General features: G+C 46.0%; 15 protein-coding genes and 1 pseudogene. 9 read left to right on the forward strand and 7 right to left on the reverse strand.

What is annotated here, in order from left to right; translation table 11 throughout:
* Positions 1–341: 341 nt before the first annotated feature.
* Both ACLGGO_RS01525 and ACLGGO_RS01530 read left to right on the forward strand, forming a co-directional pair.
* Complete coding sequence (locus ACLGGO_RS01525) at positions 342–6,326, forward strand: PAS domain S-box protein (RefSeq protein ID WP_446418023.1); 5,985 nt, start codon at positions 342–344, stop codon at positions 6,324–6,326.
* Positions 6,326–7,321: a diguanylate cyclase domain-containing protein gene (locus ACLGGO_RS01530; RefSeq protein WP_446418085.1), complete on the forward strand. Its 996-nt coding sequence runs from the start codon at positions 6,326–6,328 to the stop codon at positions 7,319–7,321. Before ACLGGO_RS01525 ends, ACLGGO_RS01530 begins: the two co-directional genes overlap by 1 nt.
* A 42-nt stretch (positions 7,322–7,363) precedes the next feature.
* Here the strand turns inward: ACLGGO_RS01530 and ACLGGO_RS01535 are convergent, their stop codons facing one another.
* Both ACLGGO_RS01535 and ACLGGO_RS01540 read right to left on the reverse strand, forming a co-directional pair.
* The gene (locus tag ACLGGO_RS01535) at positions 7,364–7,747 is read right to left on the reverse strand and encodes an aspartyl protease (RefSeq protein WP_446335645.1); all 384 of its coding nucleotides are present in this window, start codon (positions 7,745–7,747) and stop codon (positions 7,364–7,366) included.
* The gene (locus tag ACLGGO_RS01540; RefSeq protein ID WP_446418024.1) at positions 7,744–8,067 is read right to left on the reverse strand and encodes a hypothetical protein; all 324 of its coding nucleotides are present in this window, start codon (positions 8,065–8,067) and stop codon (positions 7,744–7,746) included. The genes ACLGGO_RS01535 and ACLGGO_RS01540 overlap by 4 nt, the downstream gene beginning before the upstream one ends.
* Before the next feature lie 36 nt (positions 8,068–8,103).
* On the opposite strand from ACLGGO_RS01540, the gene ACLGGO_RS01545 reads away from it, so the two are divergent.
* Positions 8,104–8,241: a hypothetical protein gene (locus ACLGGO_RS01545; protein WP_446418025.1), complete on the forward strand. Its 138-nt coding sequence runs from the start codon at positions 8,104–8,106 to the stop codon at positions 8,239–8,241.
* Positions 8,242–8,389: 148 nt separating this feature from the next.
* Here the strand turns inward: ACLGGO_RS01545 and ACLGGO_RS01550 are convergent, their stop codons facing one another.
* The 4 genes from ACLGGO_RS01550 to petH form a co-directional block, all read right to left on the reverse strand.
* Positions 8,390–9,025 (reverse strand): Uma2 family endonuclease, encoded by a 636-nt coding sequence (locus tag ACLGGO_RS01550; RefSeq protein ID WP_446418026.1) that lies wholly within the window; start codon positions 9,023–9,025, stop codon positions 8,390–8,392.
* A complete protein-coding gene (locus ACLGGO_RS01555; RefSeq protein WP_446418027.1) occupies positions 9,025–9,726 on the reverse strand; it encodes a Uma2 family endonuclease in 702 nt (233 codons plus the stop codon). The genes ACLGGO_RS01550 and ACLGGO_RS01555 overlap by 1 nt, the downstream gene beginning before the upstream one ends.
* A 145-nt stretch (positions 9,727–9,871) precedes the next feature.
* Entirely contained in the window at positions 9,872–11,758 is a 1,887-nt protein-coding gene (gene ftsH2, locus ACLGGO_RS01560; RefSeq protein WP_446335640.1) for an ATP-dependent zinc metalloprotease FtsH2, read from the reverse strand.
* 348 nt (positions 11,759–12,106) lie between these two features.
* Positions 12,107–13,330, reverse strand: a complete 1,224-nt coding sequence (petH, locus tag ACLGGO_RS01565; RefSeq protein WP_446418028.1) for a ferredoxin--NADP reductase — start codon at positions 13,328–13,330, stop codon at positions 12,107–12,109.
* 792 nt (positions 13,331–14,122) lie between these two features.
* On the opposite strand from petH, the gene ACLGGO_RS01570 reads away from it, so the two are divergent.
* The 5 genes and pseudogenes from ACLGGO_RS01570 to ACLGGO_RS01590 all read left to right on the forward strand — a co-directional run bounded on the left by ACLGGO_RS01570 (position 14,123) and on the right by ACLGGO_RS01590 (position 23,087).
* The gene (locus ACLGGO_RS01570) at positions 14,123–15,124 is read left to right on the forward strand and encodes a phosphoribulokinase (protein ID WP_446335638.1); all 1,002 of its coding nucleotides are present in this window, start codon (positions 14,123–14,125) and stop codon (positions 15,122–15,124) included.
* Between the two features lie 253 nt (positions 15,125–15,377).
* Positions 15,378–16,559: a hypothetical protein gene (locus tag ACLGGO_RS01575; protein ID WP_446418029.1), complete on the forward strand. Its 1,182-nt coding sequence runs from the start codon at positions 15,378–15,380 to the stop codon at positions 16,557–16,559.
* Positions 16,560–16,762: 203 nt separating this feature from the next.
* A complete protein-coding gene (locus ACLGGO_RS01580; protein WP_446418030.1) occupies positions 16,763–17,974 on the forward strand; it encodes a caspase family protein in 1,212 nt (403 codons plus the stop codon).
* Positions 17,887–19,068, forward strand: a pseudogene (locus ACLGGO_RS01585) (tetratricopeptide repeat protein); the annotation flags it as partial. The gene ACLGGO_RS01580 and the pseudogene ACLGGO_RS01585, both read left to right, overlap by 88 nt.
* Before the next feature lie 788 nt (positions 19,069–19,856).
* The gene (locus tag ACLGGO_RS01590; protein ID WP_446418031.1) at positions 19,857–23,087 is read left to right on the forward strand and encodes a patatin-like protein; all 3,231 of its coding nucleotides are present in this window, start codon (positions 19,857–19,859) and stop codon (positions 23,085–23,087) included.
* A gap of 51 nt (positions 23,088–23,138) precedes the next feature.
* Here ACLGGO_RS01590 and ACLGGO_RS01595 read toward each other — a convergent pair whose 3' ends face one another.
* Positions 23,139–23,783, reverse strand: a complete 645-nt coding sequence (locus ACLGGO_RS01595; protein ID WP_446418032.1) for a hypothetical protein — start codon at positions 23,781–23,783, stop codon at positions 23,139–23,141.
* Positions 23,784–24,178: 395 nt separating this feature from the next.
* Between ACLGGO_RS01595 and ACLGGO_RS01600 the strand changes: the two genes are divergently transcribed.
* The gene (locus ACLGGO_RS01600; protein ID WP_446335633.1) at positions 24,179–25,387 is read left to right on the forward strand and encodes a MarR family transcriptional regulator; all 1,209 of its coding nucleotides are present in this window, start codon (positions 24,179–24,181) and stop codon (positions 25,385–25,387) included.
* The last annotated feature ends 1 nt before the right edge of the window (position 25,388 follow it).

The following is a 25,388-nucleotide window of genomic DNA, read 5'->3' on the forward strand; positions in this document are numbered from 1 at the left end:
TGCTTCATTGAATGGTGAATTTCTCAGGGAAAACTACAAAATATTGGTTTGACTTTTTCGTCATTTAATGGTGTCAGCTTTGTTGATTGATTTACTGATAAAAACGTAAATTTTCTTTAACTCTTTACCGTTTAACATAAAAAATCCGTAAACTCGCGCGGATCTTTGCAGTCTAGTTGTAGGTAGATACACGAGTTAATTGTTCAACTCTATGCATGGCAGATATAACCGACCCGTTTTTGCAACAGGGATGTTTCTAAAGTCATACCCTTAACCTGAAGTTCAGTCTTTTTATCACTGGCGCCAAATAAGCCCAAGTTTCTGTGATCGGTAGAGTTTATATGTTGTCCTTTTTCAATCGACTGTTAATCGATGGGTTAATTCATTGCTGTAATGACGGGCTATCCGGTTCCAGCCCAATTCATCTAGTGTTAATATGTGGCGGTGTTTTCGCCATAATTGGGTTATTGGCTACAGGTTTAGCCGGCTTAAGACAAACTCAAAGACAAAGAAACGCTACCGCTCAACCCAATTCCCCCAAAACCTTGACTGAAACTATACCAGTTGATTACGCCACCCTGTTTCAAGCGATTCCCCAAGCGGTCATTGTTACCAATACAGAGGGTTTTATCCTTAAGGTCAACTCAGCCTTTATTCACCTATTTGGTTACCAGCAAGAAGCCGTAGTGGGACAACCCTGGCAACAGTTGTATACTAATCCCCAGGAGTTTGAGCGACAGAGTTGGAATCCTGATTCTGTGGATTTTAATCAGTCTAAACCCATTAAATATCGACGCCAAAATGGGGACAATTTTATCGGTGAAACCCTCAATAGCGTCATTAAAGATAGGGAAGAAAAGGTTGTCGTAATTCTCTGGCTGATTCATGATATTAGCGATCGCCAACACACTGAACTCGCCCTGCAAGCCAGTGATGAACGCTTAAACCTGCTGATTGACGGGATTAACGACTATGCGATTTACCTAATTGATACTGAGGGTAAAATTGTTAGCTGGAATGCAGGCGCTCAACGTCTGAAAGGGTATTCAGCTTCAGAGATCATTGGTCAACATTATCAGTGTTTTTTCCTAAAAGAAGACCAAGAAAACGGCAAACCTGAACAATCTTTACAAATTGCCGCCCAAATGGGTCGATTTGAGGATGAAGGGTGGCGTATGCGGCGGGATGGTTCGCAGTTTTGGGGTACAACCATTATTACAGCACTGCGCGATGAAACCGGATACCTACGGGGATTTGCCAAAGTCACCCGCGACATTACCGAATCCAAGCAGGCTGAGGTGCGCTTACAACTGTTGGAACGGGCGATCGCGGCGAGTAGTAATGGTATCCTGATTACTGATCCAAATTTACCCGATAACCCGATTATTTTCGTCAATCCCGGCTTTGAGAAAATTACGGGTTATTCAGCGCCAGAGGTTTTGGGAAAAAATTGTCGCTTCTTACAAGGGGATAATCATCAACAACCTGGCTTAGATAAGCTGAAAGCGGCGTTAGAAAACGAACAAGACTCTCATGTCATCGTGCAAAACTCTCGCAAAGATGGTACACGCTTCTGGAATGAACTGTCCGTTTCCCCCATCCGCGATAGTAACGGCAAACTCACCCACTATATTGGCATTCAAACGGATATTAGCGAACGTCGCCAAGCCGAACAAGAGCGCGATCGCATCTTTGACCTGTCCGTTGATATGCTTTGTATTGCGGGGTTTGATGGCTATTTTAGGCGTCTGAATCCCGCCTGGGAAAAAACCTTAGGTTGGAGTGAAGCTGAACTCTTAGCCCAACCTTATCTAGAATTGGTTCATCCCGATGATCGCGCCGCGACTCTGGCGGAAGCCGAAAGTCTCACAACCGGGAAAGACGCCATCGCCTTTGAAAATCGCTATCGCTGTTCAGATGGTTCCTATCGCTGGCTGTTGTGGAATGCCAAAGCCTTAGTGGAAGACGGATTAATTTATTGTGTTGCTCACAACGTCACTGAACGCAAGCAAGCCGAAGCCGCCTTACGAGAGAGTGAAGCCCGCTTCCGTACCATGGCAGATAGTGCGCCTGTACTGCTTTGGGTGGCTGGAACCGATGGGTGTTGTACGTTTTTTAACCGCCCCTGGTTAGAATTTACCGGACGCCGTTTAGAAGATGAACTCGACGAGGGTTGGGTAGAGGCGGTACATCCAGAGGATAAGCCTAATTGCCGACAAACCTATAGTTATGCCTTTAACCGTCGCCAATCCTTTCGCATGGAATACCGACTGCGACGCGCTGATGGGGAATACCGTTGGCTCTTAGATACAGGTATTCCTCGGTTTGGTGACGATAGCAGTTTCTTGGGTTATATCGGTTCTTGCATCGACATCACAGATGTAAAAGAAAGTCAAGCCGCTCTGGAATATTCCCAATCCCTGCTATCTGGGGTATTAAATAGTTCCCTGGATGGGGTAATGGCATTTGAAGCCGTTCGCGATCGCCAAGGGACTATTACTGATTTTAAATGGTTGTTGATCAATCCCGCCGCCGAACGCATGGTGGGACGGACGAGTGAGGAACTCATGGGTAGGCATTTACTCGTGGAAATGCCGGGAAATCGCCAAGAAGGACTCTTTGATTTCTATGTTCAGGTAACAGAAATCGGTATCCCCATTGAGCGAGAATTTCATTACCACTACGACGGGATTCAGGCTTGGTTTCAAATCGCCGCCGTCAAATTAGGGGATGGGTTTGCCGTTACCTTTGGGGATATCACTCATCGCAAACAAGCTGAGGAAGCCTTACATCAGAAAAACTCAGAACTGCAAGCGATTTTTAATGCCCTTCCAGATTTGTATTTTAGATTGAGTCAAGATGGAACCATTCTCGACTATAAAGCCACCAACCAGGGTGAATTATATGTCGAGCCAGAACAGTTTCTAGGACAGCCTGTATACAATGTCCTACCTGCTGATGTGAGTGAGAAAATTCATCAGGCGATCGCCCAGGTGATTCAAAGCCTATCCCCGGTGAGTCTGGAGTATTCCTTATCCTTAGCAAAAGGAGAGCAAAACTATGAAGCCAGACTCGTGCCATTTTTGGATAATCAGATTATTGGGATTATCCGTAATATTACCGAGCGCAAACAGATTGAGCAACAACAGCGCCAAGCCGAAGCCGCAATTCGGGGTTTATATCGAGTCGCGGCTGCACCCAAACTCACGTTTGAGCAACGCCTGCAAGGACTCTTAGCCCTGGGGCGGCGTCATTTTGGTCACGATGTCGGTATTGTGTCTCGGATTGAGAAAGGGCGCTGTCTGGTGATTGCGGCTCAAGTTCCCCCCAATGGATCGAGACAAGTGCAGGCGGGGGATAGCTTTGAATTAGAACAGACGATTTGTCGCGAAACAACCCAAGCCAAAGAACCGATCGCGTTTGAGTTGGATCAAGATACAGAGTGGGCAAATTATCCAGCCTGTCTAACGTTTGGGATTAAATCTTATCTGGGTACGAGTGTCAAGGTAGCCGGAAACATTTATGGGGCGCTGTGCTTTTTCAGTGTTCAAGAACGTCCCGCCACCCTCACCGCCAAAAATCCCTCGGCGTCCCATCAACTGCTCAAACTCATGGCACAGTGGGTAGGTCATGAGATCGAACGTCAACAAGCTAAAACTGTATTAGAGCGGCAATTACAACGCACGTTGCTGCTTAAACACATTACCCAAGAAATTCGCCAAAGCTTAAATAGTGACCATATTTTTCAGACAGCGGCGACGCAAGTGGGTCAGGTATTTGGCGTGAATCGTTGCTTGATTCATACCTATTTGGCAAAGCCTTCTCCCCAAATTCCGTTGGTGGCGGAATATTTAGAACCGGGTTATGAGTCTACCCGAGAGCAAAGGATTCCAGTTTTGGGTAATCCTCACACCCAAGCGGTGCTAGCGCAAGATCAAGCCGTGAGTTCCGAGAATGTTTATACTGATCCACGACTAGAGGGGGCGGATTTTCTTTGTCGTCAGATTGGTCTTAAATCCATGCTTTCGGTGCGTACTTCCTATCAGGAGCAGACCAATGGTATTATTTGTTTACATCAATGCGATCGCTTCCGGGAATGGAATGCCGATGAGATTGAATTGTTAGAGGCGGTAGCGGCGCAAGTTGGGATTGCTTTAGCTCAAGCTCAACTCTTAGAACAGGAAAAACAACGGCGGGAAGAACTGACGCTGAAGAACCTCGCCCTCCATAAAGCCAAACGGGAAGCAGAAGTCGCCAATCGAGCCAAAAGTGAGTTTCTGGCGATGATGAGCCATGAAATCCGCACGCCGATGAATGCGGTGATTGGTATGGCTGGGTTGTTGTTGGATACTCAACTGACGCCTCAGCAACGAGACTTTGCGAATACGATTAGTAGTAGTGGTGAAGCGTTGCTGACGATTATTAATGATATTCTGGATTTCTCGAAAATCGAATCCGGCAAACTGGAATTAGAAGAACATCTCTTTAATGTGCATGTTTGTATTGAGGAAGCGTTAGATTTAGTGGCGTCCCAAGCGGCGGCGAAAGGATTGGAACTCGCTTATTTAATTGAACCCCAAACTCCAAGCAATGTGGTGGGTGATATTACCCGCCTGCGACAGATTCTGGTGAATTTGCTGAGTAATGCGGTGAAGTTTACTCAACAGGGAGAAGTGGTGGTGTCAGTGGTGAGTCGGGCGGTGTCTGGGGAAGCCCGTAGAGACGTTCCGGTGGAACGTCTGGAAGCCCCTAGACAGGAGATTAAAGCCTATCCAAGTGGGATTGACAACGCCCAAGATTACGAACTGCAATTTACAGTCAGAGATACGGGAATTGGCATTCCGCGCGATCGCATGAATCGTTTGTTTAAACCGTTCTCTCAGGTGGATGCGTCTATGACCCGCAATTATGGCGGAACGGGACTGGGTTTAGCGATTAGTAAGCGTTTAAGTGAACGGATGGGTGGGCGCTTGTGGGCGGAGAGTGAGGTGGGCAAAGGTTCGACGTTTTATTTCACGATTGTGGTGAAATCAGACCCCCATTCGGTCACGGCTGAGTTGGATACACCCCAACCGGAGTTACGGGGAAAACGGTTACTGGTGGTAGATGATAATGCTACGAATCGCCAAATTATTACCCTACAGGCGCAGTCGTGGGGGATGGAGGTGATAACGGCGGAATCGGGAGAGCAAGCGTTGAATTGGTTAGCCGCAAGAGAACCTTTTGATCTGGCGGTTTTGGATTGGCAAATGCCAGAAATGGATGGTTTTACCTTAGCGTTACGCATTGAGGCGTTACCGAAGAGTGAACCACTTCCCTTGGTCATGCTCAGTTCTGTGGGTCGCCAAACCCCATACCAACCCGATGATATGCCTAACTTTGCGGCGTTTCTCACCAAGCCGATTAAGCAATCCCAGCTTTATAATGTGTTTGTGGCAATTTTAGGACGTAGGCGAATCTCGGTGCGTCCGGGCGAGCGCTTATCGGGACTGCTTGAGGCTCAGTTTGCCCAGAATCTACCGTTACGCATTCTGCTCGTCGAAGATGTGGCGGTCAATCAAAAGGTGGCTCGCCAGATGTTGCAGCGATTGGGATATCGCGCGGATGTGGCGAACAATGGACAAGAGGCGCTGGAATCCCTGGGTCGTAAGTCCTATCAGGTGGTGTTCATGGATGTGCAAATGCCTGAAATGGACGGATTGGAGGCAACTACCCGCATCCGGGCTCAAGGGGCGTCAGCTTGCCAACCTTGGATTATTGCCATGACGGCTCATGCGATGCAGGGAGACCGAGAACAATGTCTGCAAGTGGGCATGAATGACTATATCAGTAAACCGATTCGACCGGAAGCCCTGGTTCAAGCGTTGAATAACTATTCCCAGGTGCTGGCTCAAGCAGGCAGAGATAGCATAACGGATCATTCAGATGAGGACGTATTGGTGCCAGAAACACCCTCAGATTCTAGTGCAACTCCCGCCCTAGATCGTCAAGTGCTGCAAGATTTAAGAGAAATAGCCGGAGACGATTTTGAGGGGTTAATCGCGGAGGTGATTGACTCTTATCTGGAAGACTCCCCTCCTAGGGTACAAGCGATTCATAGTGCGATCGCTCATGATGATGCTAATGCTCTGCACCAATCCGCCCATGCGTTGAAATCATCAAGTCTGACGATTGGTGCAACGGGTTTAGCACAACTGTGTGCGGATTTAGAAGCGCGGGGTCGCACGGGAAACCTAGAGAGTGTCTTAACCCTGCTTTCCCAGTTTGATGCAGAGTATGAGCGAGTTGTCGCCGCGTTGCAACAAGAGCATCCGAGGAAACGATGATGAATGAGCCTGACTTTCAGCATGACTCACCCTTGATTTTGATTGTGGATGATGAAAAGACCCTACGCCTGGTGCTACGTCGGGCGATGGAGCAGGAGGGCTATCGGGTGTTGGAAGTGGGGGATGGGCATCAATGTCTAGCGCGTTGCACCGAACAGTTACCGGATATTGTTTTGTTAGATGCGATGATGCCGGTGATGGATGGCTTTACCTGTTGCGCTAAGTTACAGGAAATGTTTGGTCAGGACTGTCCCCCTATCCTGATGATTACTGGACTCAATAATCAGGAATCGGTAGACCGAGCTTTTGAGGCAGGCGCTACGGATTATATCACAAAACCGATTCATTGGGCGGTGCTGCGGCAACGGGTGCGTCGATTACTGCAAACCCGTTGGATTATGGCAGAGTTGCGTCGCAAAATTGAGCAGGAACGGGTGTTGAAGGCGAAGTTAGAGGAAATGAATCAGGAGTTGCAGCGGTTGGTTGATTTGGATGGGTTGACCCAGATTGCCAATCGTCGGGCGTTTGATGAGGCGTTGCAGCAGGAGTGGAAACGATTGGCGCGGGAGCAAGCGCCCCTGGCGTTAATTTTGTGTGATATTGATTTTTTTAAGCCATACAACGATACTTATGGGCATCAAGCGGGAGATGAGTGCTTGAAACAGGTGGCTGATATTTTGCGTAAAGCGGTTAAGCGTCCAGCGGATGTGGTGGCTCGGTATGGGGGTGAGGAATTTGTGATTATTTTACCGAATACGTCCCTCAGAGGTGCAATGCAGGTGGCAGAATCGATTCGGTTGAAAGTGAAGGCTCGGGCGATTGTCCATGAGGGGTCTTTGGTGAGTAAGTTTCTCACCTTGAGTTTTGGGGTAGCTGGCGTGGTTCCGCCGCCAAGAACTACACCCGAAAGGCTGATAGCTGAGGCAGATCAAGCGCTTTATAAGGCAAAGGTGCAAGGGCGCGATCGCGTGGTGGGGAATTTGGTTGAAGTTTGATTGTTATTCGTCATTTGTAGTGGACTAACACAGTACTTAACCTTACTGGCTTTCCAGAACTTCTAAAGTCAAAATACCCTTTCGTTTCTTTACGATTAGTTCGATAATCTCTAACCACTGGGAACCGATTAAAATATCAGGTAGTCCTTCTCCAACGTGAACGGGAATGGTAAACTCTTGGTGATCAATAATGACTTTTCCTTCATAGATATCAAAAAGCTCCTCTCCTCGCGCCGTTTTCATCTCAATTTCAGATGAAATCAAAGACCACCCCAAAGCGTCTATATCTTGAGAGTTAATTGCTAGCCAACCTGTCGTAAAACCTGTATCTAGAAGTGCTTCAACGGCAAAGCAATCGTCGTTTGCTGCAATCAGTTCTATGTCAAAAAATAACTCGCCTGTTTCGCCGAATCTGCCGACAATCATATCGTACCACAGGTGCCTGTTTCATTAAGTCGAAATATTGTTAGTTTGCTGTCGGTGCTAGCATAGCGATCTCGTAGTTTTTGAAGCACTCCTTCTAGTTTTGGGTCAATTAAATAGTCGCCGCTATCCGGTTCTATGGCAATGAACCAATTGTAGTATTGTTCAATCAGTTCCGGACGAAGTCGTTCAAAAATAACTCGGCAACGCTTGCCCAGTTCAATGCGTTTCGCTCTGCGTCTGGCTAATTCTTCTGGCGGGATGGTATATTCTGGGAATATCCGTCCCCGTCTTGGTTGGCGCTTCTGTGGTAAGGACGTCATGTTGAGTTCAAGAATGTTACATTAGGGATTGTGGTAATGGTATTTTACCTAAATCTGTCCCAGGAAATCCAGGGGAATGCCGTGCGATCGCGTGTTAAGAAAATTCTCCCCTATTTCTTCGCCATGGAACATTGTAAATTGGCAAACCATTATCCCTTTGGGAACCTGTATTGAAACTGCTCATCTATGTTCTACCTAACTCTTACTCAACTGCTAACAGCGGAACGCTTATTTCTAGTGTTACCGTCGGCTGAACCGGATCGGATGAAATCCAACATCTACTCTCGTCCAAAATTAACACCCAATCCCCCCATTCACAACTTCACCGTTGGCGAGGATAGCGATCGCTCAATTTATCAATCGCGCCAGATCCAAGTTGATAGGCATCTTTGATGCACTCAGTAAAGATCGCATTCAGGTCAAATCCACCGAAAAACTGACTCTGCTCAACCAAACTATACCGCCCATCCTGAAACTGATAGATTTTAATCTTTTGTTGGCGAACAATCCAAAGTTCCCTGACTCGATAAGGCAAATAATCATTAACACTGGTGAATGAGGTAACATCGCACTCAATTGCCAAATCCGGTGGCGGATCATTACTCCAATCAATCCGACGTTTTCCCACTACAGGTAACTCCCCAATATAGAAAAAATGATCCGGGATAACACCACTATGATCGGGTAAATCCATCGTGGTTTCGTGGTAAGAGTCGAACCTCAGTCCCTGATGGCGTAGCAACACCTTGACCATTTCCACGATAATGTCTAGTTGCTTACCATGCTCAGGTAAAGGAACTATCAGCAGTAGTTCTCCATGGCGGTACTTGACACGAGGGGAAGTGCTATCGCCTAAATGTTCCAGCAATATTTGATAATCCTGCCAGGTTCCAGGAACTCTCACCACTGCTCCGGCTGGCAACTCGATGGTATTGGGTTTGACGATCACATTAATCATCAGCAGCTTTCTCCATGCTGGGATTCGATTAACTGTTGGACAAATGCTTGATGATCCGCCGAATTAATGCCTGTTTGTAAAACAGTTAACACTTGCTGCATATTTCCTTGTAACATGACAGGAACATCTAACCACAAACCCGGAAACACCAGAGAACAAATCCTATTCTGTTCATCCGGTATCAAAGGAACATAATCGCCATCCTGTAAACTAAACCAATCAATTCTTTGGTCAAATACCTGCAAAACAATGTATTCTTGTACACCACTGCGCCGATAGGCACGTTTTTTATCCCCTAAATCAATCGCTGCACTACTCGCGGCAATTTCAACCACTAATTCTGGTGCGCCTTCCAAGTATCCCTCTTGAGATATAGTCACTTGTCCACCGCTTTGTTCGCTAATGAATAAAACACCATCAGGTTGGGGTTCGTTGTCGATATCCAAGCGAACGGTAGGCTCAATACCCATTTGCACTTGGGGTGTAGCCGCTTGATAAACTCCCAGCCAAGTGATTAAACGTCCATGAGGTTCAGCGTGGGGTGTAAAGCGTAACGGCGAAGCCATGTACACCACTCCTTCAATCAATTCGGCTTTTTTAAGTTCTGGCATGGAGTGGTAACGGCGCTCGAATTCAGGACGAGTCAAGCGATCGCCATTCTCCAACGGTGGCAACTTGGATTTAGGTAATGAAGACCTCATTGTAACAGCCTCATGGGTTGAAATGAGCGTGATTCTATCTTAATCAAGAACATAAATCACTAATTCCCTAGTGCAGCTTGGCTTCAAAAAAAATAGGGATGATTTTCACCATCCCTACTCAATGAATTAGTTAAACTGTCCGAAATTACAGCACAGGAACGTACTGCTCCTTCTCCGGTACATGAGTATATTCCGCCACAATCTGACGAAACTCCTCGCCGTCAATGGTTTCCCTCTCAATTAACAGATCCACCAAACGGTCAATCACGACGCGATTTTCCCGCATAATCCGCTTGGCGTCGTCGTGACAATGTTCCACAATGCGGCGCACTTGTTCATCAATACGAGAGGCTACTTGTTCGGAATACTCCGCCCGATTCATCAAGCCACCACCGAGGAACACTTCTCCCTCTTGACTTTCCAGAGACAACGGACCTAAATCGGACATGCCGAAACGAGTCACCATTTGTCGCGCCATCCCCGTCACCTGCTGTAAATCACCACCGGCACCTGTGGTAACTTCAGAATAACCAAAAATCTCTTCTTCTGCGGCACGACCGCCTAACGCCCCGGTAATCCGGGCTTTAAGCTGCGCCCGCGTAATTAAGCCTTGCTCTTCACTCGGCGTAAACCAGGTCAATCCTTGAGCTTGACCCCGAGGAATTAAGGTCACTTTCTGCACGGGATCATGATCCTTGAGCACCGTCCCCACGATCGCATGACCAACTTCATGGTAAGCAATTAACCGCTTACTCTTACTATCCACCAGCGGTGTGCCTTCCATACCCGCTACCACCCGGTCAACCGCGTCGTTGATTTCCAGCATGGTAATCGCCTCTTTACGACGACGGGCGGTCAGAATAGCGGCTTCATTCAACAAGTTAGCTAAATCTGCCCCAGTAAATCCAGGAGTACGTCGCGCGATCGCTTCAATGGAAATTTCCGGTGCAAGTTTCTTATTCCGCGCATGGACTTCCAGGATACCAATCCGTCCTTTTAGATCCGGCGCATCGACCATCACCTGGCGGTCAAACCGTCCGGGACGCAATAAGGCTGAATCCAGTACATCAGGGCGGTTAGTCGCGGCAATAATGATAATCCCAGTATTGCCTTCAAATCCATCCATCTCAGTGAGCAACTGGTTCAACGTTTGCTCGCGTTCATCGTTACCGCCGCCGATACCAGCACCCCGTTGTCGTCCTACGGCGTCAATCTCATCAATAAAGATGAGACAAGGTGCATTTTCCTTGGCTTTCTTGAACAAGTCACGGACACGAGACGCGCCCACACCCACAAACATTTCCACGAATTCACTACCGGAGATACTAAAGAAAGGCACCCCAGCTTCACCCGCGATCGCTTTTGCCAGTAATGTCTTACCTGTACCCGGAGGTCCGACTAACAGCACCCCTTTAGGAATACGTGCGCCTACCGCCGTAAACCGTTCGGGCTGCTTCAGGAACGTCACCACTTCCTGCAATTCTTCCTTGGCTTCCTCAATTCCCGCCACATCATCAAAAACAATTCCTGTTTTCGCTTCCATCTGGAACCGGGCGCGGGATTTACCAAAGTTCATAGCTTGACCCGGACCGCCACCAATATTACTCGAACGACGGAACAGGAAGAATAGCCCCCCAATTAATAAAATCGGAAAAATTAAATTTCCCAGGATGCCCCAAATTGCCCCATCCTGACGTGCTGGATGGGTATCTAAAGCAATATCAGCCTCTCTCAGCTTAGTGATTAGCTCAGGAGAGTTAGCCGGCAAATCCACACGTAGACGCTGAACTCGGTTATCCAGCTCCGGGTCGATCGCTTCTACAATTGCCGTTTGACCGCCATCATAGAGGTCAACACTCGTGACTCTCCCTTTCTCGATGTAGTCTAAAAAGCGACCATAAGTCATCCGGGTGCTGGCAGTATTTTGATTTAAATCACCAACAGCCGGAGAAAATGTCCCCTGCCATAGGAAAAACCCAATGACAAGGGCGGGTATTGTCCAAAGTAGGAGAATTCTCCAGGAAAATTTCATCGCTTATTCGCCTCTAGATATTTGTTTTCTGGTTTGGCTTTTGCTCTCAAAGAGCCTCCTGTTTAGCACAAAGCCCAGCTTAAATGGTGGTTTCAATAGGAAACTTTACTTCTGCTTAATTAAATTTAACGTAATTCTCAGGATTTGAGCAACTTTCTGAGCCAACTTTATAGAGAAAGGCAGTTGGAAGCGGCGTCAAGAAAGTCCTCACCTTTATGGCGACAACTCTATAAGCTTAGGACTTAGGCACAAACCCAGCATAGAGTAGGGGCACGACATGTCGTGCCCCTACAGATGGTGATTCAACGGTAAATTGGCGTAAGTCCTGAAGCTGTTAAGGAAGCCGTATTAGTAGGTTTCAACGTGCCAGCGATCAGCTTTCTTCATAGATTTCTGGTAATCAGTCCAGTTCATCCCTTGCCGTTCGGCTGCAGCGGAGAGTGCTGAATCAATGCCATCTTCCATACCCTTGAGTCCACAAATGTAGGTGTGGGTATTATCCTTGTGCATTAACTCAAACAGTTCATCGGCATGTTCATCCACCCGATGCTGGATATACATCTTACCACCCTCTTTGTTCTTCTGTTCACGGCTGATGGCGTAGGTGAGACGGAAATTATCAGGAAACTCTTGCTGTAGTTTTTCTAATTCCTCTTTGTACAGAATGTTTGCTGTATAGGGGATACCAAAAATCAGCCAAGCAAACCCTTTGAACTTGTAATCTTCGTGCTGTTCTTTAAACATCCGCCACAGGTAAGCCCGGAAGGGGGCAATCCCTGTACCTGTTGCCATCATGAGAACGGTAGCCTCTGGATCTTCGGGAAGTAACATTTCTTTCCCAACCGGTCCAGTAATCTTGACATCATCGGTGTCGACTGGCAGGTTGCACAAGTAGCTTGAGCAGACGCCATAGACGGTTTCCCCGGTTTCTGGGTGCTTGTACTCCAGTTGTCTAACACAAAGCGAGACAGTCTTATCATCCTCGTGATCACCATGACGAGTGGAGGCAATGGAGTAGAGTCTGAGTTTATGAGGCTTTCCTTTTTCGTCTTTTCCAGGTGGGATAATGCCTATACTCTGACCTTCCAGGTACCGTAGATCACCCCCAGAGACATCAAAGGTAACGTGGCGAACCGTACCTGATCCCCCTTCGGCAACCAGTTCGTAGTTTTCAATACATTTGCCCAGATAGGGATTTTTGGGTTTGTATAGATTAACGGGAACTCCCGGTTTAGATTTTCCGTGAATGATCGGCTGGCTTTTTTGTGCGGACGCCGTTGGCTGGGCTGAACCCGTCGATTGGCTATTGCCATTGACTCCATTCTTAGAATTCATCATGCCATCAAGAGGTTGAATGCTGACAATTGTGCCACCCATGCGGGTGATTCGTTGCATTTCTTGATTCATCCGATTGTATGGCACTGTGATATAGACGCTGCCACTGCTACGAATGGGATAGCCCATTTTGTCAGTTTCCGTATTCTGACTTAAGCCCGCCACTTCGTAAAGAAACAGGCGATTCGCGAAGTTTGTGGTGTTTGCGGAATTAGCCGCCGCTTTTGAACTAGACATTGCTTTATTTCTCTCCAAACCAACTCTGTACGATATGTTGATAAGTACAGCACTTCATCAATCCGCGACGAAAGAAGCAACCTCCCCATCAGGGTTTCAGTCGCTCCATGCTTTTTTACAAGCCCCCGTCAGACCTGTTTGGGTTAACGACGGGTTCTATGACGCCGATGCATGAACTTGTGCAATCCTTTACCAAAAATTGCCTTTGGCAACACAAGCTGACTTTACTGCCGAGTTTGAGATTAACCCAGTAAAGCCTTAAGAAAGTACTATCAGCTTAACATTTTGCAACGCTCCCAACTCCCCTCGGCTCAAGGCGAGGGAATGAATTAGGTTACAAGTGCGTTCATGTATACTTTAGAATACGTCTAATCGGTTGAGTTCGTAAAGCTCCAACTTATCGGACTCCCATGGGCATCTGCCCAGGACGCCATTTCCCGCAGATGGCTCAACTAGGAGAACTCAGTCACTGACCGATCCAGGGTCAAAATGGAGTCAATTTTAAATTTATTGATCCAATTGGCACAACTCCCTTTAGGATTATGTTAAGGAATTAAGGAGAAACATTAAGTCTTGTAGACAAAATCTCATTTTGGTAAAATCCACAAACAGCCGCTAGTATAAAATACTTAACCCGTGTCTGACTGGAGTCTTATCCCCTGGGAAAGACTCACACCTGTTGCCAATCTGTAACGGGTTAAAGGCACGCGATCAACAGATGGGTTGACTAGACTTGGGACTTGGATTGCTGGAAACTCTATTTGAAACTATTTTTTGCGTTAGAGGGAAACTATGACCACTCAGCTAGACCGCGTGGTATTAATAGCCGTTGCTGGAGACTCTGGATGCGGGAAGTCAACTTTTCTGCGTCGCTTGGCAGATCTGTTTGGTGAAGAGTTTATGACGGTCATCTGCTTGGATGACTATCACAGCTTAGACCGCAAAGGACGTAAAGCGGCAGGGGTGACAGCGCTTAACCCCAAGGCGAACAATTTTGACCTGATGTATGAGCAAGTTAAAGCGCTCAAAAATGGTCAGGCAATTGATAAGCCAATTTATAACCACGAGACGGGTGAACTTGACCCACCGGAACGGGTTGAACCCAATAAAGTCGTGGTCATTGAAGGATTGCACCCCTTGTATGATGAGCGTGTGCGATCGCTGGTTGATTTCGGCGTTTATCTTGATATCAGCGATGAAGTCAAGATTAACTGGAAAATCCAGCGTGACATGGCAGAACGGGGACATACCTACGAAGATATTCTGGCATCTATTAACGCTAGACGCCCTGACTTTACCGCTTACATCGAACCCCAAAAAGAGTTTGCTGATGTCGTAATTCAGATATTACCGACTCAGTTGATCAAAGAAGATAAGGAATCCAAGATCCTGCGGGTGCGCTTGATTCAGAAAGATGGTGTAGAAGGCTTTGAGCCTGTGTATCTGTTTGATGAAGGATCAACCATTGACTGGAGACCCTGCGGTCGTAAGTTGACCTGTGCCTATCCTGGTATCAAGCTGTACTATGGTCCAGATAGCTACTTCGGTCATGATGTTTCTGTGTTGGAAGTGGATGGTCAGTTTGACAATCTAGAGGAGATGATTTACATCGAAAGTCACCTCAGCAACACCTCCACGAAATACTATGGCGAGATGACCGAACTGTTGCTCAAGCACAAGGACTATCCCGGTTCTAACAATGGCTCTGGCTTGTTCCAAATTCTGGTCGGTCTGAAGATGCGATCCACTTACGAACGGTTGACCTCGAAGGCGCAAGTGACAGCGAGTGTATAGCTGATTTAGCCTGATGTTTCCCACGCCAAATCAACGATTATGGCGTGGGATGACTGTACCAATAAGGTTGACAAAGACGAGATAATGTGCATTGGTTGAATCGGTAAAGGCTAACGGATTGGAAACCTTGATTCTTCGTTAAAAAACCCGGCTTTTCAAGTTGTTGAGAATTTTGAGAAAGCAGTTGGTTTTCACGTTACTGAAATAAAGCTGATTTGTCCTTTCATTCAGCCATAGCCCCTGTTAAAAAACGATGACAACAGTTTTGTTTGTCCACGGTACCGGAGTCCGGAATCCTGGATATGAAGAAACATTCAAACTCATCGAGAAAGCCGTTCATCTTGAACGCCCAGATGTAAAGGTTGAGCGTTGTCTTTGGGGTGATAAATTAGGGACAAAACTGAATGCTCAAGGCGCTTCTATTCCTTTATATGATTCCACGTTAGCTTTAGATGAGGAAGAAGAGGATTATTCCATTGTTCTTTGGCAACAACTCTACAACAATCCTCTCTATGAATTGCAGGTACTATCGCTGAAACCTGGGGATGAGACGGCGGGGAATCCCTTTGGAGAAAAACCGGGTGATGAATTAAACTCTCGCGTCGAACGCCTGAATCCGTCTACTGAACTCCAAGCCAAACTGGATGTGGCGGGAATCGCTGAGGTGTTTGAGCCGGCGCGAGATACCGTTATCCAGAGTGAGGCTTATCATCAAGCATTGCAAAACGCCTCAGAGGAGTTAGGGGAGTACCGTGACGCTATAGCCAGAGCGATTGTAGCTCAGGCAATGTTGGATTGTGAGCAGCAGGAAAAGCATCCTCCCATACTCACCGATGCTGAATTAAGAGATGAGGTGGTGAAACTCCTGAGTCTGGCGTTGGGAGAGGCGGAGTTGGGAATCGGGGATTGGGTGGTTAAGCCTCTATCTCAATTAGCACAGCCAATTGGCACATTTTACCTTAAGCGCAGGCGGGGAATCATTACCCAGTCTGTTTCACCGACGCCCTGTGATATTTTGCTCTATCAAGGTCGGGGCGATCGCATCCGTGATTTCATTCGCGCTAAAATCGAGCAGGCTGAACCTCCTGTCGTCTTATTGGCGCATAGTTTAGGTGGGATTGCTTGTGTGGATTTGCTGGTTCAACAGGCTCTCCCGCCAGTGGAATTGCTGATTACAGCGGGTTCTCAAGCCCCGTTTTTCTATGAAATTAATGCCCTCTACAGTTTAGAATACGGGGAACCGCTACCGGATTATTTTCCCAGTTGGTTGAATATCTATGACTTACGGGATTTTCTGAGTTATATTGGCGCAAATGTCTTCCCCAATAAGGTGCAAGATGTATTGGTGGATAGCAAACAACCCTTTCCGCGATCGCATGGGGCATACTGGACAAATAAAGCAGTATGGAAGGCAATTATCCCCCGGTTGCCATAAAGGAGTTACCTTGTAGGTTGGGTAGAGCGTAAGTAAGCAAGAGGAGGCGATTGAAATCGCTGCTACACAAACAAAGTCCGCCTGCGCGGACTGGGTTATAAGGGGGATAGTGTTCCCCGGATTTGGTATAACTACAAAGGTGATATCTCCCCCAGCTCCCAGACGTGCCATGGCACATCTCTACATCCTCCTTTTAGGCGGACATGAAATTTAGCGTTAAACCAGAACAAACTTATGGATTAGTTGTTGGTATCGAGAAATACCAAGAAAATAGTTGGAATGTGGATGGACAGGTAAATGATGCCCTAAAGTTTGCTCAGTGGCTTAGTGCGCGAGGCGTTCCCAGAGACAATATTCGCCTGTGCTTGTCACCGTTAGAAGAAAATGGCACATTGGCTGAGTCAACAGAATGGGTAATAGAAGAAGCAACCGAGTCAAATATTACCACTCTAATTACCGATGTTCTGTCTGAGAAAAAAGGGGATTTACTTTATCTATTTTGGGCGGGACATGGTTTAATTACCTCAACCCGAAACCGTCGCCTACTTTGTGCTAATGCGACCAAACGGAATTGGCAGAATCTGGATTTGGATTCATTACTGGTTTATTTAAGTTCAGATAGTTTTAAAATTTCCCATCATATTTGCATCATTGATGCCTGTGCAAATTATATTTTAGAGTCTAATGGGCGACCGACGAATTTAGGCAGAAAAACGTTTCCCAGTGGCAAGCCGAGAACAAAAAGTCAGCAGTTTGTGTTGCTGGCGACGCGAGAGGGAGAACAAGCCAAAGTTAATACTGGCAAGAAAACGGGATACTTTTCCCAAGCCGTGATGGAAGCGTTAGCCGATAACTCTCAGAACGGCTGTCTACCAAATATGGAGACAATTGCCCAGAAAGTTAAACAGCAACTTACTAGATTAGACAAAAAACAACTCCCCACTTATTTTTATCGACGAAGTTGGGATGGCGATACAGATATTTATCATCCTAACCCATTTGATATTCCTCACAATATTCCCAATAGTACCGCCCGTAAACTGGTTGGTAGAGAGCTGGAGATAGAACAATTGCATCAGCTATTGCAGGACAATCCAGTTGTGACAATTACCGACTTTACAGGTCAAGGCGGGGTGGGTAAAACCGAATTAGCAATTCAATACTCATGGCGATATTTAGAAGATTATCCGGGTGGCTGTTGCTGGTTGAAGCTTCAGGGTGCTGAGTTAGAAACCCAATTGATTGAGTTTGCGCTTGTAAATTTCTCAAACTTCAATTTTCCCGATGGATTAAGTCAGGCAGGTCAAGTTGCTTATTGTTGGCGAAACTGGCAACCAGTCTCAACAACCTGGCTCTACTCTACGAATCACAAGGAAGGTATGGTGAAGCCGAACCTTTGTTTCTGCAAGCCTTAGAGTTGAGAAAACGCCTGCTGGGAGATAACCATCCCAATGTGGCAACCAGTCTCAACAATCTGGCAGGACTCTACTCATCACAGGGAAGGTATAGTGAAGCCGAACCTTTGTATCTGCAAGCCTTAGAGTTGACAAAACGCCTGCTGGGAGATAACCATCCCAATGTGGCAACCAGTCTCAACAATCTGGCAGCACTCTACAAATCACAGGGAAGGTATAGTGAAGCCGAACCTTTGTATCTGCAAGCCTTAGAGTTATATAAACGCCTGCTGGGTGATGACCATCCTGATGTAGCAACCAGTCTCAACAATCTGGCATATCTCTACGAATCACAGGGAAGGTATGGTGAAGCCGAACCTTTGTATCTGCAAGCCTTAGAGTTATATAAACGCCTGCTGGGGGATGACCATCCTGATGTGGCAACCAGCCTCAACAATCTGGCATATCTCTACTATTCACAGGGAAGGTATAGTGAAGCCGAACCTTTGTATCTGCAAGCCTTAGAGTTGAGAAAACGCCTGCTGGGGGATGACCATCCCAAGGTGGCAACCAGTCTCAACAATCTAGGTAGTCTCTACTATTTACAGAAAAAGTATAAAGAAGCCGAACCTTTGTATGAACAAGCCTTAGAGTTAGATAAACGCCGGCTGGGGGATGACCATCCCAATGTGGCAACCAGTCTCAACAATCTGGGTAATCTCTACTCATCACAGGGAAGGTATGATAAAGCCGAACCTTTGTTACAGCAAGCCTTAGAGTTGACAAAACGTCGGCTGGGTGATAAACATCCCGATATGGCAACCAGTCTCAACAATCTGGGTAATCTCTACTCATCACAGGGAAGGTATGATAAAGCCGAGCCTTTGTTTCAACAAGCCTTAGAGTTGATGAAACAAAGGCTGGGAGATGAGCATCCCCATGTCGCTTTATGCCTTGATAATTTGGCTAATCTATACTCTGCTCAAGGAAGTCTTTACAAGTCACAAAGAAGGTACGCCGAAGCGGAACCTTTGTATCTACAAGCCATAGAGTTGAGAAAACACCTGCTGAGAGATAAGCATCCAAAAACCATCACTATTCCTAAAAATTTGTAGTTCTTAGGTGAACAAAACAATAAACAACTCTCAAAGTCCACTTAAACCTTGTTGAAAAGGAAATCGCGGAACCAAACGAAACAAAGTCCACCTACGCGGACTACAGCAGATTGCAAGTCGGTGAAGTACATTTAGACCCCACCCGCGAGAAGAGCGCACCCTCCCCTTGGCAAGGGGAGGGTTGGGGAGGGGTATACTCCACTTAGATGCAAAGCGCTGTAAAGAAAAACTAGGGGTGTGGAAACCCGCGCAGGCGGGTTTTGTTTGTGTAGCTGCGGTTTTAACCGCCCAATTAATGGTTAAGGTCAGTGTAACGCCTGTAATAGTCTCTCAGCAAAAAATAACAGATCAGTATTACCTGTGTGCTACTGATCTTAAACTGAGTGTGACACTCCTAATCCCCCAAGGCGATTATAAGAGTAGTAGATGTACCCCAGAGAGTTGCATGAGAGAGTGGCTCTCTTTTTTATTTGGGGATTGATACCAAATCCGCCTTTATTACCCCCTTTTGCCACGGCGATTGAAATCGCGGCTACACAAACAAAGTCCGCCTGCGCGGACTGGGTTATAACGTGTCATGGGGGTTTCACTATTATCTTTTCGGTTGCACAAAAGATGTGACTAAACCCGCCCTAATTCAGGTAGAGGAAGGTTTAGGGAGAGGATATCACCGATAGGCGCGACGGGGCAAAACCCGCGCTGATGCACTTGTCGGGGAACTTCCCCAATGAGCCATAACGTGCTATGAATAGGGGATATCTCACCTCACCTCAAGACGCGATCGCACGATGCCTACCCCCAGTCACCCCCTCCCAAAACCGGAATTTCGTCGCGAACATCGCTTAGGACTCGTCGTTTATGGTGGTGTTTCTCTCGCCATTTATATGAATGGTATCTGCCGCGAATTCTATAATGCTGTACGGGGTCGAGGTATCTATAAGCTGATTAAAGCCCTAACGGATGCGGATATTGTTGTGGATATCCTCTCCGGAACCTCAGCCGGCGGTATTAATGGCGTGTTGCTGAGTTACGCCCTTGCCAATAGCACCAAAGACGCCGTTGTTGACTTTCAAGAATTTGGGCAAATTTGGCGTGAGAGTGGGAATATCCGCGAATTAATGCATCACCCCTCAACCCAGGAAACCCAACGGGAGTCGGTTTTGGATGGTGCAGGGTATTATCAAACAGCCCTAGCGGAAGCGTTTGAAAAAGGCATTTATAATCGCACGGATGCGCCAGAGGGAGAGTGGGTATCTGAGTTTAATGAACTCGATTTATTCGTCACCGGAACCGATATGCTGGGACGCATTTCCCAGGTATTTGACGATACCGGTCAAGTCATTGAAGTCAAAAATCACCGCCAGATTTTTCGCCTCAAGCATCGTCAAGGACGCCACGAACCCTTTAATCCGAATAGTGACCCAGCAGATTTAAGTCGGACTCCGGAACAAACCTATCAATCCCTGGCAAAACTCTGTCGAATTACCTCATGCTTTCCCGTGGCTTTTCCATCGGTTAATGTGGGTTTAAAGGAAGATACAAATGATGTCGATCAGCGACTGATCCAATGGGGACAATTGGAGAACCGTGACTTACCAGAACAACGACCAAAAGAGGGTTATCAACTCCATTTTATTGATGGTGGAGTGTTGGATAATCGCCCGTTTAGTTACACGATTAAAGATATCTATTTTCGCACCGCTAACCGTCCCGTCGATCGCAAGCTGATTTATATCGACCCCAATCCCGATCGCTTCTTGGGAAATCCCAAATTTAATGCGATGGCAAAGCCTAGCACCTGGGAAGTGCTTCAGGATGCGTTAGTCGGACTCCCGACTTATGAAAGCATTAGCAACGATTTGGAGTTAATCCAAGCCCAAAATGATAAAATCTACCGCTATAATAGCTTACTCACCAGTGTAGAAACAAAAGACCCAGCCCAACCGGGTACAGCTAACGAAATTACCGTTAATGAAGAGATTTACCTCCGCAGTCGCCTGATTGGTTTGCGCGATCGCATCCTCCCCCTGATTTTACGCATGGATCGAGAGCAAACCACGGCTTCAGGGGAGGATAAAAAAGTCATTTTAGATAAAACAGGACAACAGCTAATAGCGGGTATCACTACCCCGGCAGACCGTCAAGATAAAGACATAATTCTTCAACAAGCCAGTCAGCAAATTCGTAATCTTGATATAGACTATGCCTTGAGGAAGCATTTCTATATTATTGATAAGCTCTTTAAACATCTCGATGAAACAACCGATATCGTTGAATATAATAAGCAGCGATTACTTGTCAGTCGTTTAAATCGACAACTTAAACTGCTAGAAGTTATTCGCTTTAGTTTAGATACATTACTCAGTCATACTCAAGTTAGTGAATCCTTCTACAGTTTACTAGAGGAAAGTTTAGAAAATTCGGATTCGGAATTTCAACAACAGTGGCGCAAGCAAGTCTATGATCGCCTCTTGCGTTTGCACCGCTTCTTCTTGGATGCGGATGGTTTAGATGACCTCTCCCCATCCGGCTTAGACCAAAATCGCCTAGAGTTCGTTCCCGCCAACTTTTTTAAGACATTACCCACCGCTGCAGAACAGTTAGGATTAGAATTAGACCAACTACAGGAAAAACCGAGGGACTGGTTACCGCAAAAACAGATTTCCAGTATTATTGAACAATTCCAGCAAAAAATTCGTCAACTCGATAATGACCCATCACTCCTTAATCGTATTTGGTTGGCTCAAAAATATCAGGATAGCGAGTCGGACAACTGTAGTGAACTCTTTTGCTCCATTCTCTATCAAATTGATCAGGCATCAGAAACATTAATTAAAAATAGTAACCTCATTCATTGTGACGATATTATCAATCGTTATCAAAATTTCTGTCACTTAGATCGGGTACTTTATCCCTTTGAATATTTAACCAATCTTTCCGAAAAAGATATCATTGAGACAATCCGCTTTAGTCCAGATGATGCTCAGCTAGGTTTAGGTAAGGGGAAAACCTTAGATGATAAATTAGCGGGGGATACCTTTCGAGCTTTTGGCGGATTTTTTAAGAAATCCTGGCGTTCCAATGATATGTTGTGGGGGCGATTGGATGGACTCAATCGCATTGTTGAAGCCTTAGTTACCCGTGAATCGGTGCAAAATTTTTCACGTTTTTTGGCGCGACAAACCTACAAAGAAGGATGTACAGAAGATGAATACATCGAACAACTCATTCAAGACTGTTTCCCCGATTGCACAGTCAACACTCGCCAGAAACTAAAATCCCATCTTCGCCTATTAGCTGAGCCAAACCTGTCTGATGCAGCGATGCATATCATTTTAGACGATCTGGTTTTAGAAGGTCATCGCTCAATTTTAATGACTGACTTAGAAACCGTGATTGAAGATGAAATCAGCGAACAATTAACCTGGAATCGCCAGCGGGTTAAACCGACTGATCCGGATGATGTGGAACGATTACTGACTCAACTCGGTGATGAACCACCAAGCTATCAACCCGTTCCCGGTTATTTTGAGAAAACGGTGAATACTTTAGCAGCGGGAAAATTAGCCAAAGATGCTATTGGTAGGTTTTCGCCTCAAGCCAAAGAAGACTTCTTTCGCAATCAATACCGGATTGGTAAAGAAACTATTTTAAAAGATATTCCCGGAATTGTGCTGGCAAATCTTGCGACTCGTGCGGCTTTAATCCTGCGAGATATTATGATTACTACTCTAGGAAAGCGACGTGCGAATAAACTTCAAGGGCTTTTAAGCTATCAATTTGTGAATAAATCGTTACAACTCGTCTACTGGTGGTTACAATTGAAAAGTCCAGCCGCGTTTCAAAGTCGCAATTTTATCGGAAAGCGACCGCTAATATTAATTTCACAGGTAATATTCCTACTTGTTGCAGTTATCAGTGTGGTGATTACTGTTTCTAAGTCGCCTATATCCACCGCGATCGCGCTCATTGCTATATTATTGTTTTGGTTACTAGGGTACGCTTTGAAAAAGTCTTAGTCATTCGTCATTCGTCAAGGAAATGGAAACGAGGAATTCAAAATTTTATGTTTATAAGTGCCGATTTTGTAACGCTTTCATTTCCTGTCGCACATCCACAACAATCTGTAACGCTTCATTAAGTAAACGTCCATGTTCCGTAGCTTGATCGCTAACTTGTAAAGCTGTCAATGCCATGAGATTATTATCAAATAGTTCAGAATTGTATTTGATAAATCGGGCATTTTCTCTCAGAATTCGTTCAGTTTTCAAGGCTCGAATAATATCGTCACGGGTTAGCCGAAGTGCCTGAATGACTTGTCCTCGATTTTTTAAGCTTACACCAGGATTGCCGACGGCTTCAATTTTATCATTAATATCAATGGCTTTAATCACCCGATTAAATCGGTGCACATCTTCAAACAGTCTGACTAAATTGCGACATTTGCGGCTAATGGCAATTTTGCGAATATCGTTTAAGAATAAAGTAATGGCAAGAGTGGAATGGACAGAAATTAATAACGTAAAATGTTCTGGAAAAACCTGGATCAGCACAAACCCAGTTAAACTAATCAGCAGAATAATCAAAAGGGTTTTAGCAATCTCTGCGATAAATTTGGGCAGAGTTGGGGGTTTCAGGAGGGTATGAACGCTTACTCCACTCAAATGTTTGAGTTCTCCTTGGGTAATTTCTAGTCCCTGTAAGTCAGGTCGCATCGTGGGTATGATAGTTTGACGTTAGCGATCCGGGTTCGGCTTAATCAGTGATACGCATAGTTGTATCTTCCTCTGTATTAGCACATAAAGTTATTGCTTAGTCGTCACGCCTCCAATCACAGACAGTAAGAAACTAACCACCATCGTAATCATAAACATCCCGCTAAGCGTTGTAAAAGCAGCCGCAATCTCCCAGCCGCCGCGACGGGGATTAAGACTTCATTCCGGTGTATTTTTGCCTGAAGCGCAATTTACCGAATCTAGCAAAAGACATAAATCTGAAATGCCAACTTGCCGCCGCCGCCTTTTGAATTTACACTAATTAAAGCTTCTCAAAAACTTATAGCAGTATTGTTAATGAAACAGCCTTCTTATGAATCATCTGGAGAAACCTGATGACTCATTCTTTAGTTCACTCAATTTGGCAAAAGTTCCAGTCGTGGTTTACCCAGGCGCAAGCAGCAGTAGCAATCGAGGATGAAGAGGTTGAGTTGCCCGATGGGATTCAGACTCAACTGGAGCAAAAAATCCAGGCACTCCCCTGTTGTCAGGTCTATCAAACCACAGTGCAAGAGGCGATCACCGATGGGGTTGAAAACTGGCAACGTCACCTGGATGCCGCCAATAGTTTGATCATTTTGGGCAGCCCCGTAGAACCAATTGCCAAAATTTTGAGCGATAGTCTGCAAACCTGGCACAATCCCCCCGTAGAGGTATTCACACCTCTACCTTACCGAATGCGCCCTCATGATCCATTAATCATGTCTCAACAAATTCAGCAAGCCCTGCAAGCCTACCCACAGATTGATGTTAAAAACCCTAAGGATACTGACGGTCTACTTGAGGCAGACTCCCTGGATGATCGAAAAACATTGGTGATGATTCCCTGTCTGGAGCAATGTTTTCTGCGCTGTATTGGGGGTTGGAATAGCATTGAATACTTACGAGACATGATCATTCATAATCGCAATTGCTTTTGGGTTATAGGCTGTAACCATTGGGCTTGGGATTTTCTGGATTTTGTGTGCCAGATTAGCGCCTATTTTAGCGAGGTGAAACCGTTACCGGAACTAGATGGAGCGATGATTCAAACCTGGTTAAACCCGATTGCCAAAACGATAGTTGAACCAGAGGCGATAGAAGACTCAGAAGATAATCTTGGTCAGGCATATTGGAGGACTCTTGCCAGTCAATCCTCTGGTGTCAGTAGTATTGCCGTTGGCGTATGGCTAAATAGCTTACGAATCGAGCGCGATCAACTAGAGGATGGTAATTTATCTCAATTGAACTTGAGCGAGACAGCGACAACCAACAAAACCCGTTTTACCTTACGTCAAACTACACCCACATTGCCTAGTTTGCCATCATTAACGGGGATTGACCGCTATTTACTTCATTCGTTGCTAATTCATGGGCAAATGAGCCATACCCATCTTGCCCTGAGCTTGGGTGAAGCAGAAAGCCAAATCCAAGCTCAGATTCAGGGGTTATTGCGAGCCGGGGTACTAGCTAGCAGCAATGGCATGCTATCAGTACGTGCTGCCCATTATGCCAAGCTGAAGATTGAATTGACGAATAATAACTTTTTTGTTGGCGAGGATTAAC

This window comes from Coleofasciculus sp. (assembly GCF_046565525.1).
Classification (GTDB): domain Bacteria; phylum Cyanobacteriota; class Cyanobacteriia; order Cyanobacteriales; family Coleofasciculaceae; genus Coleofasciculus.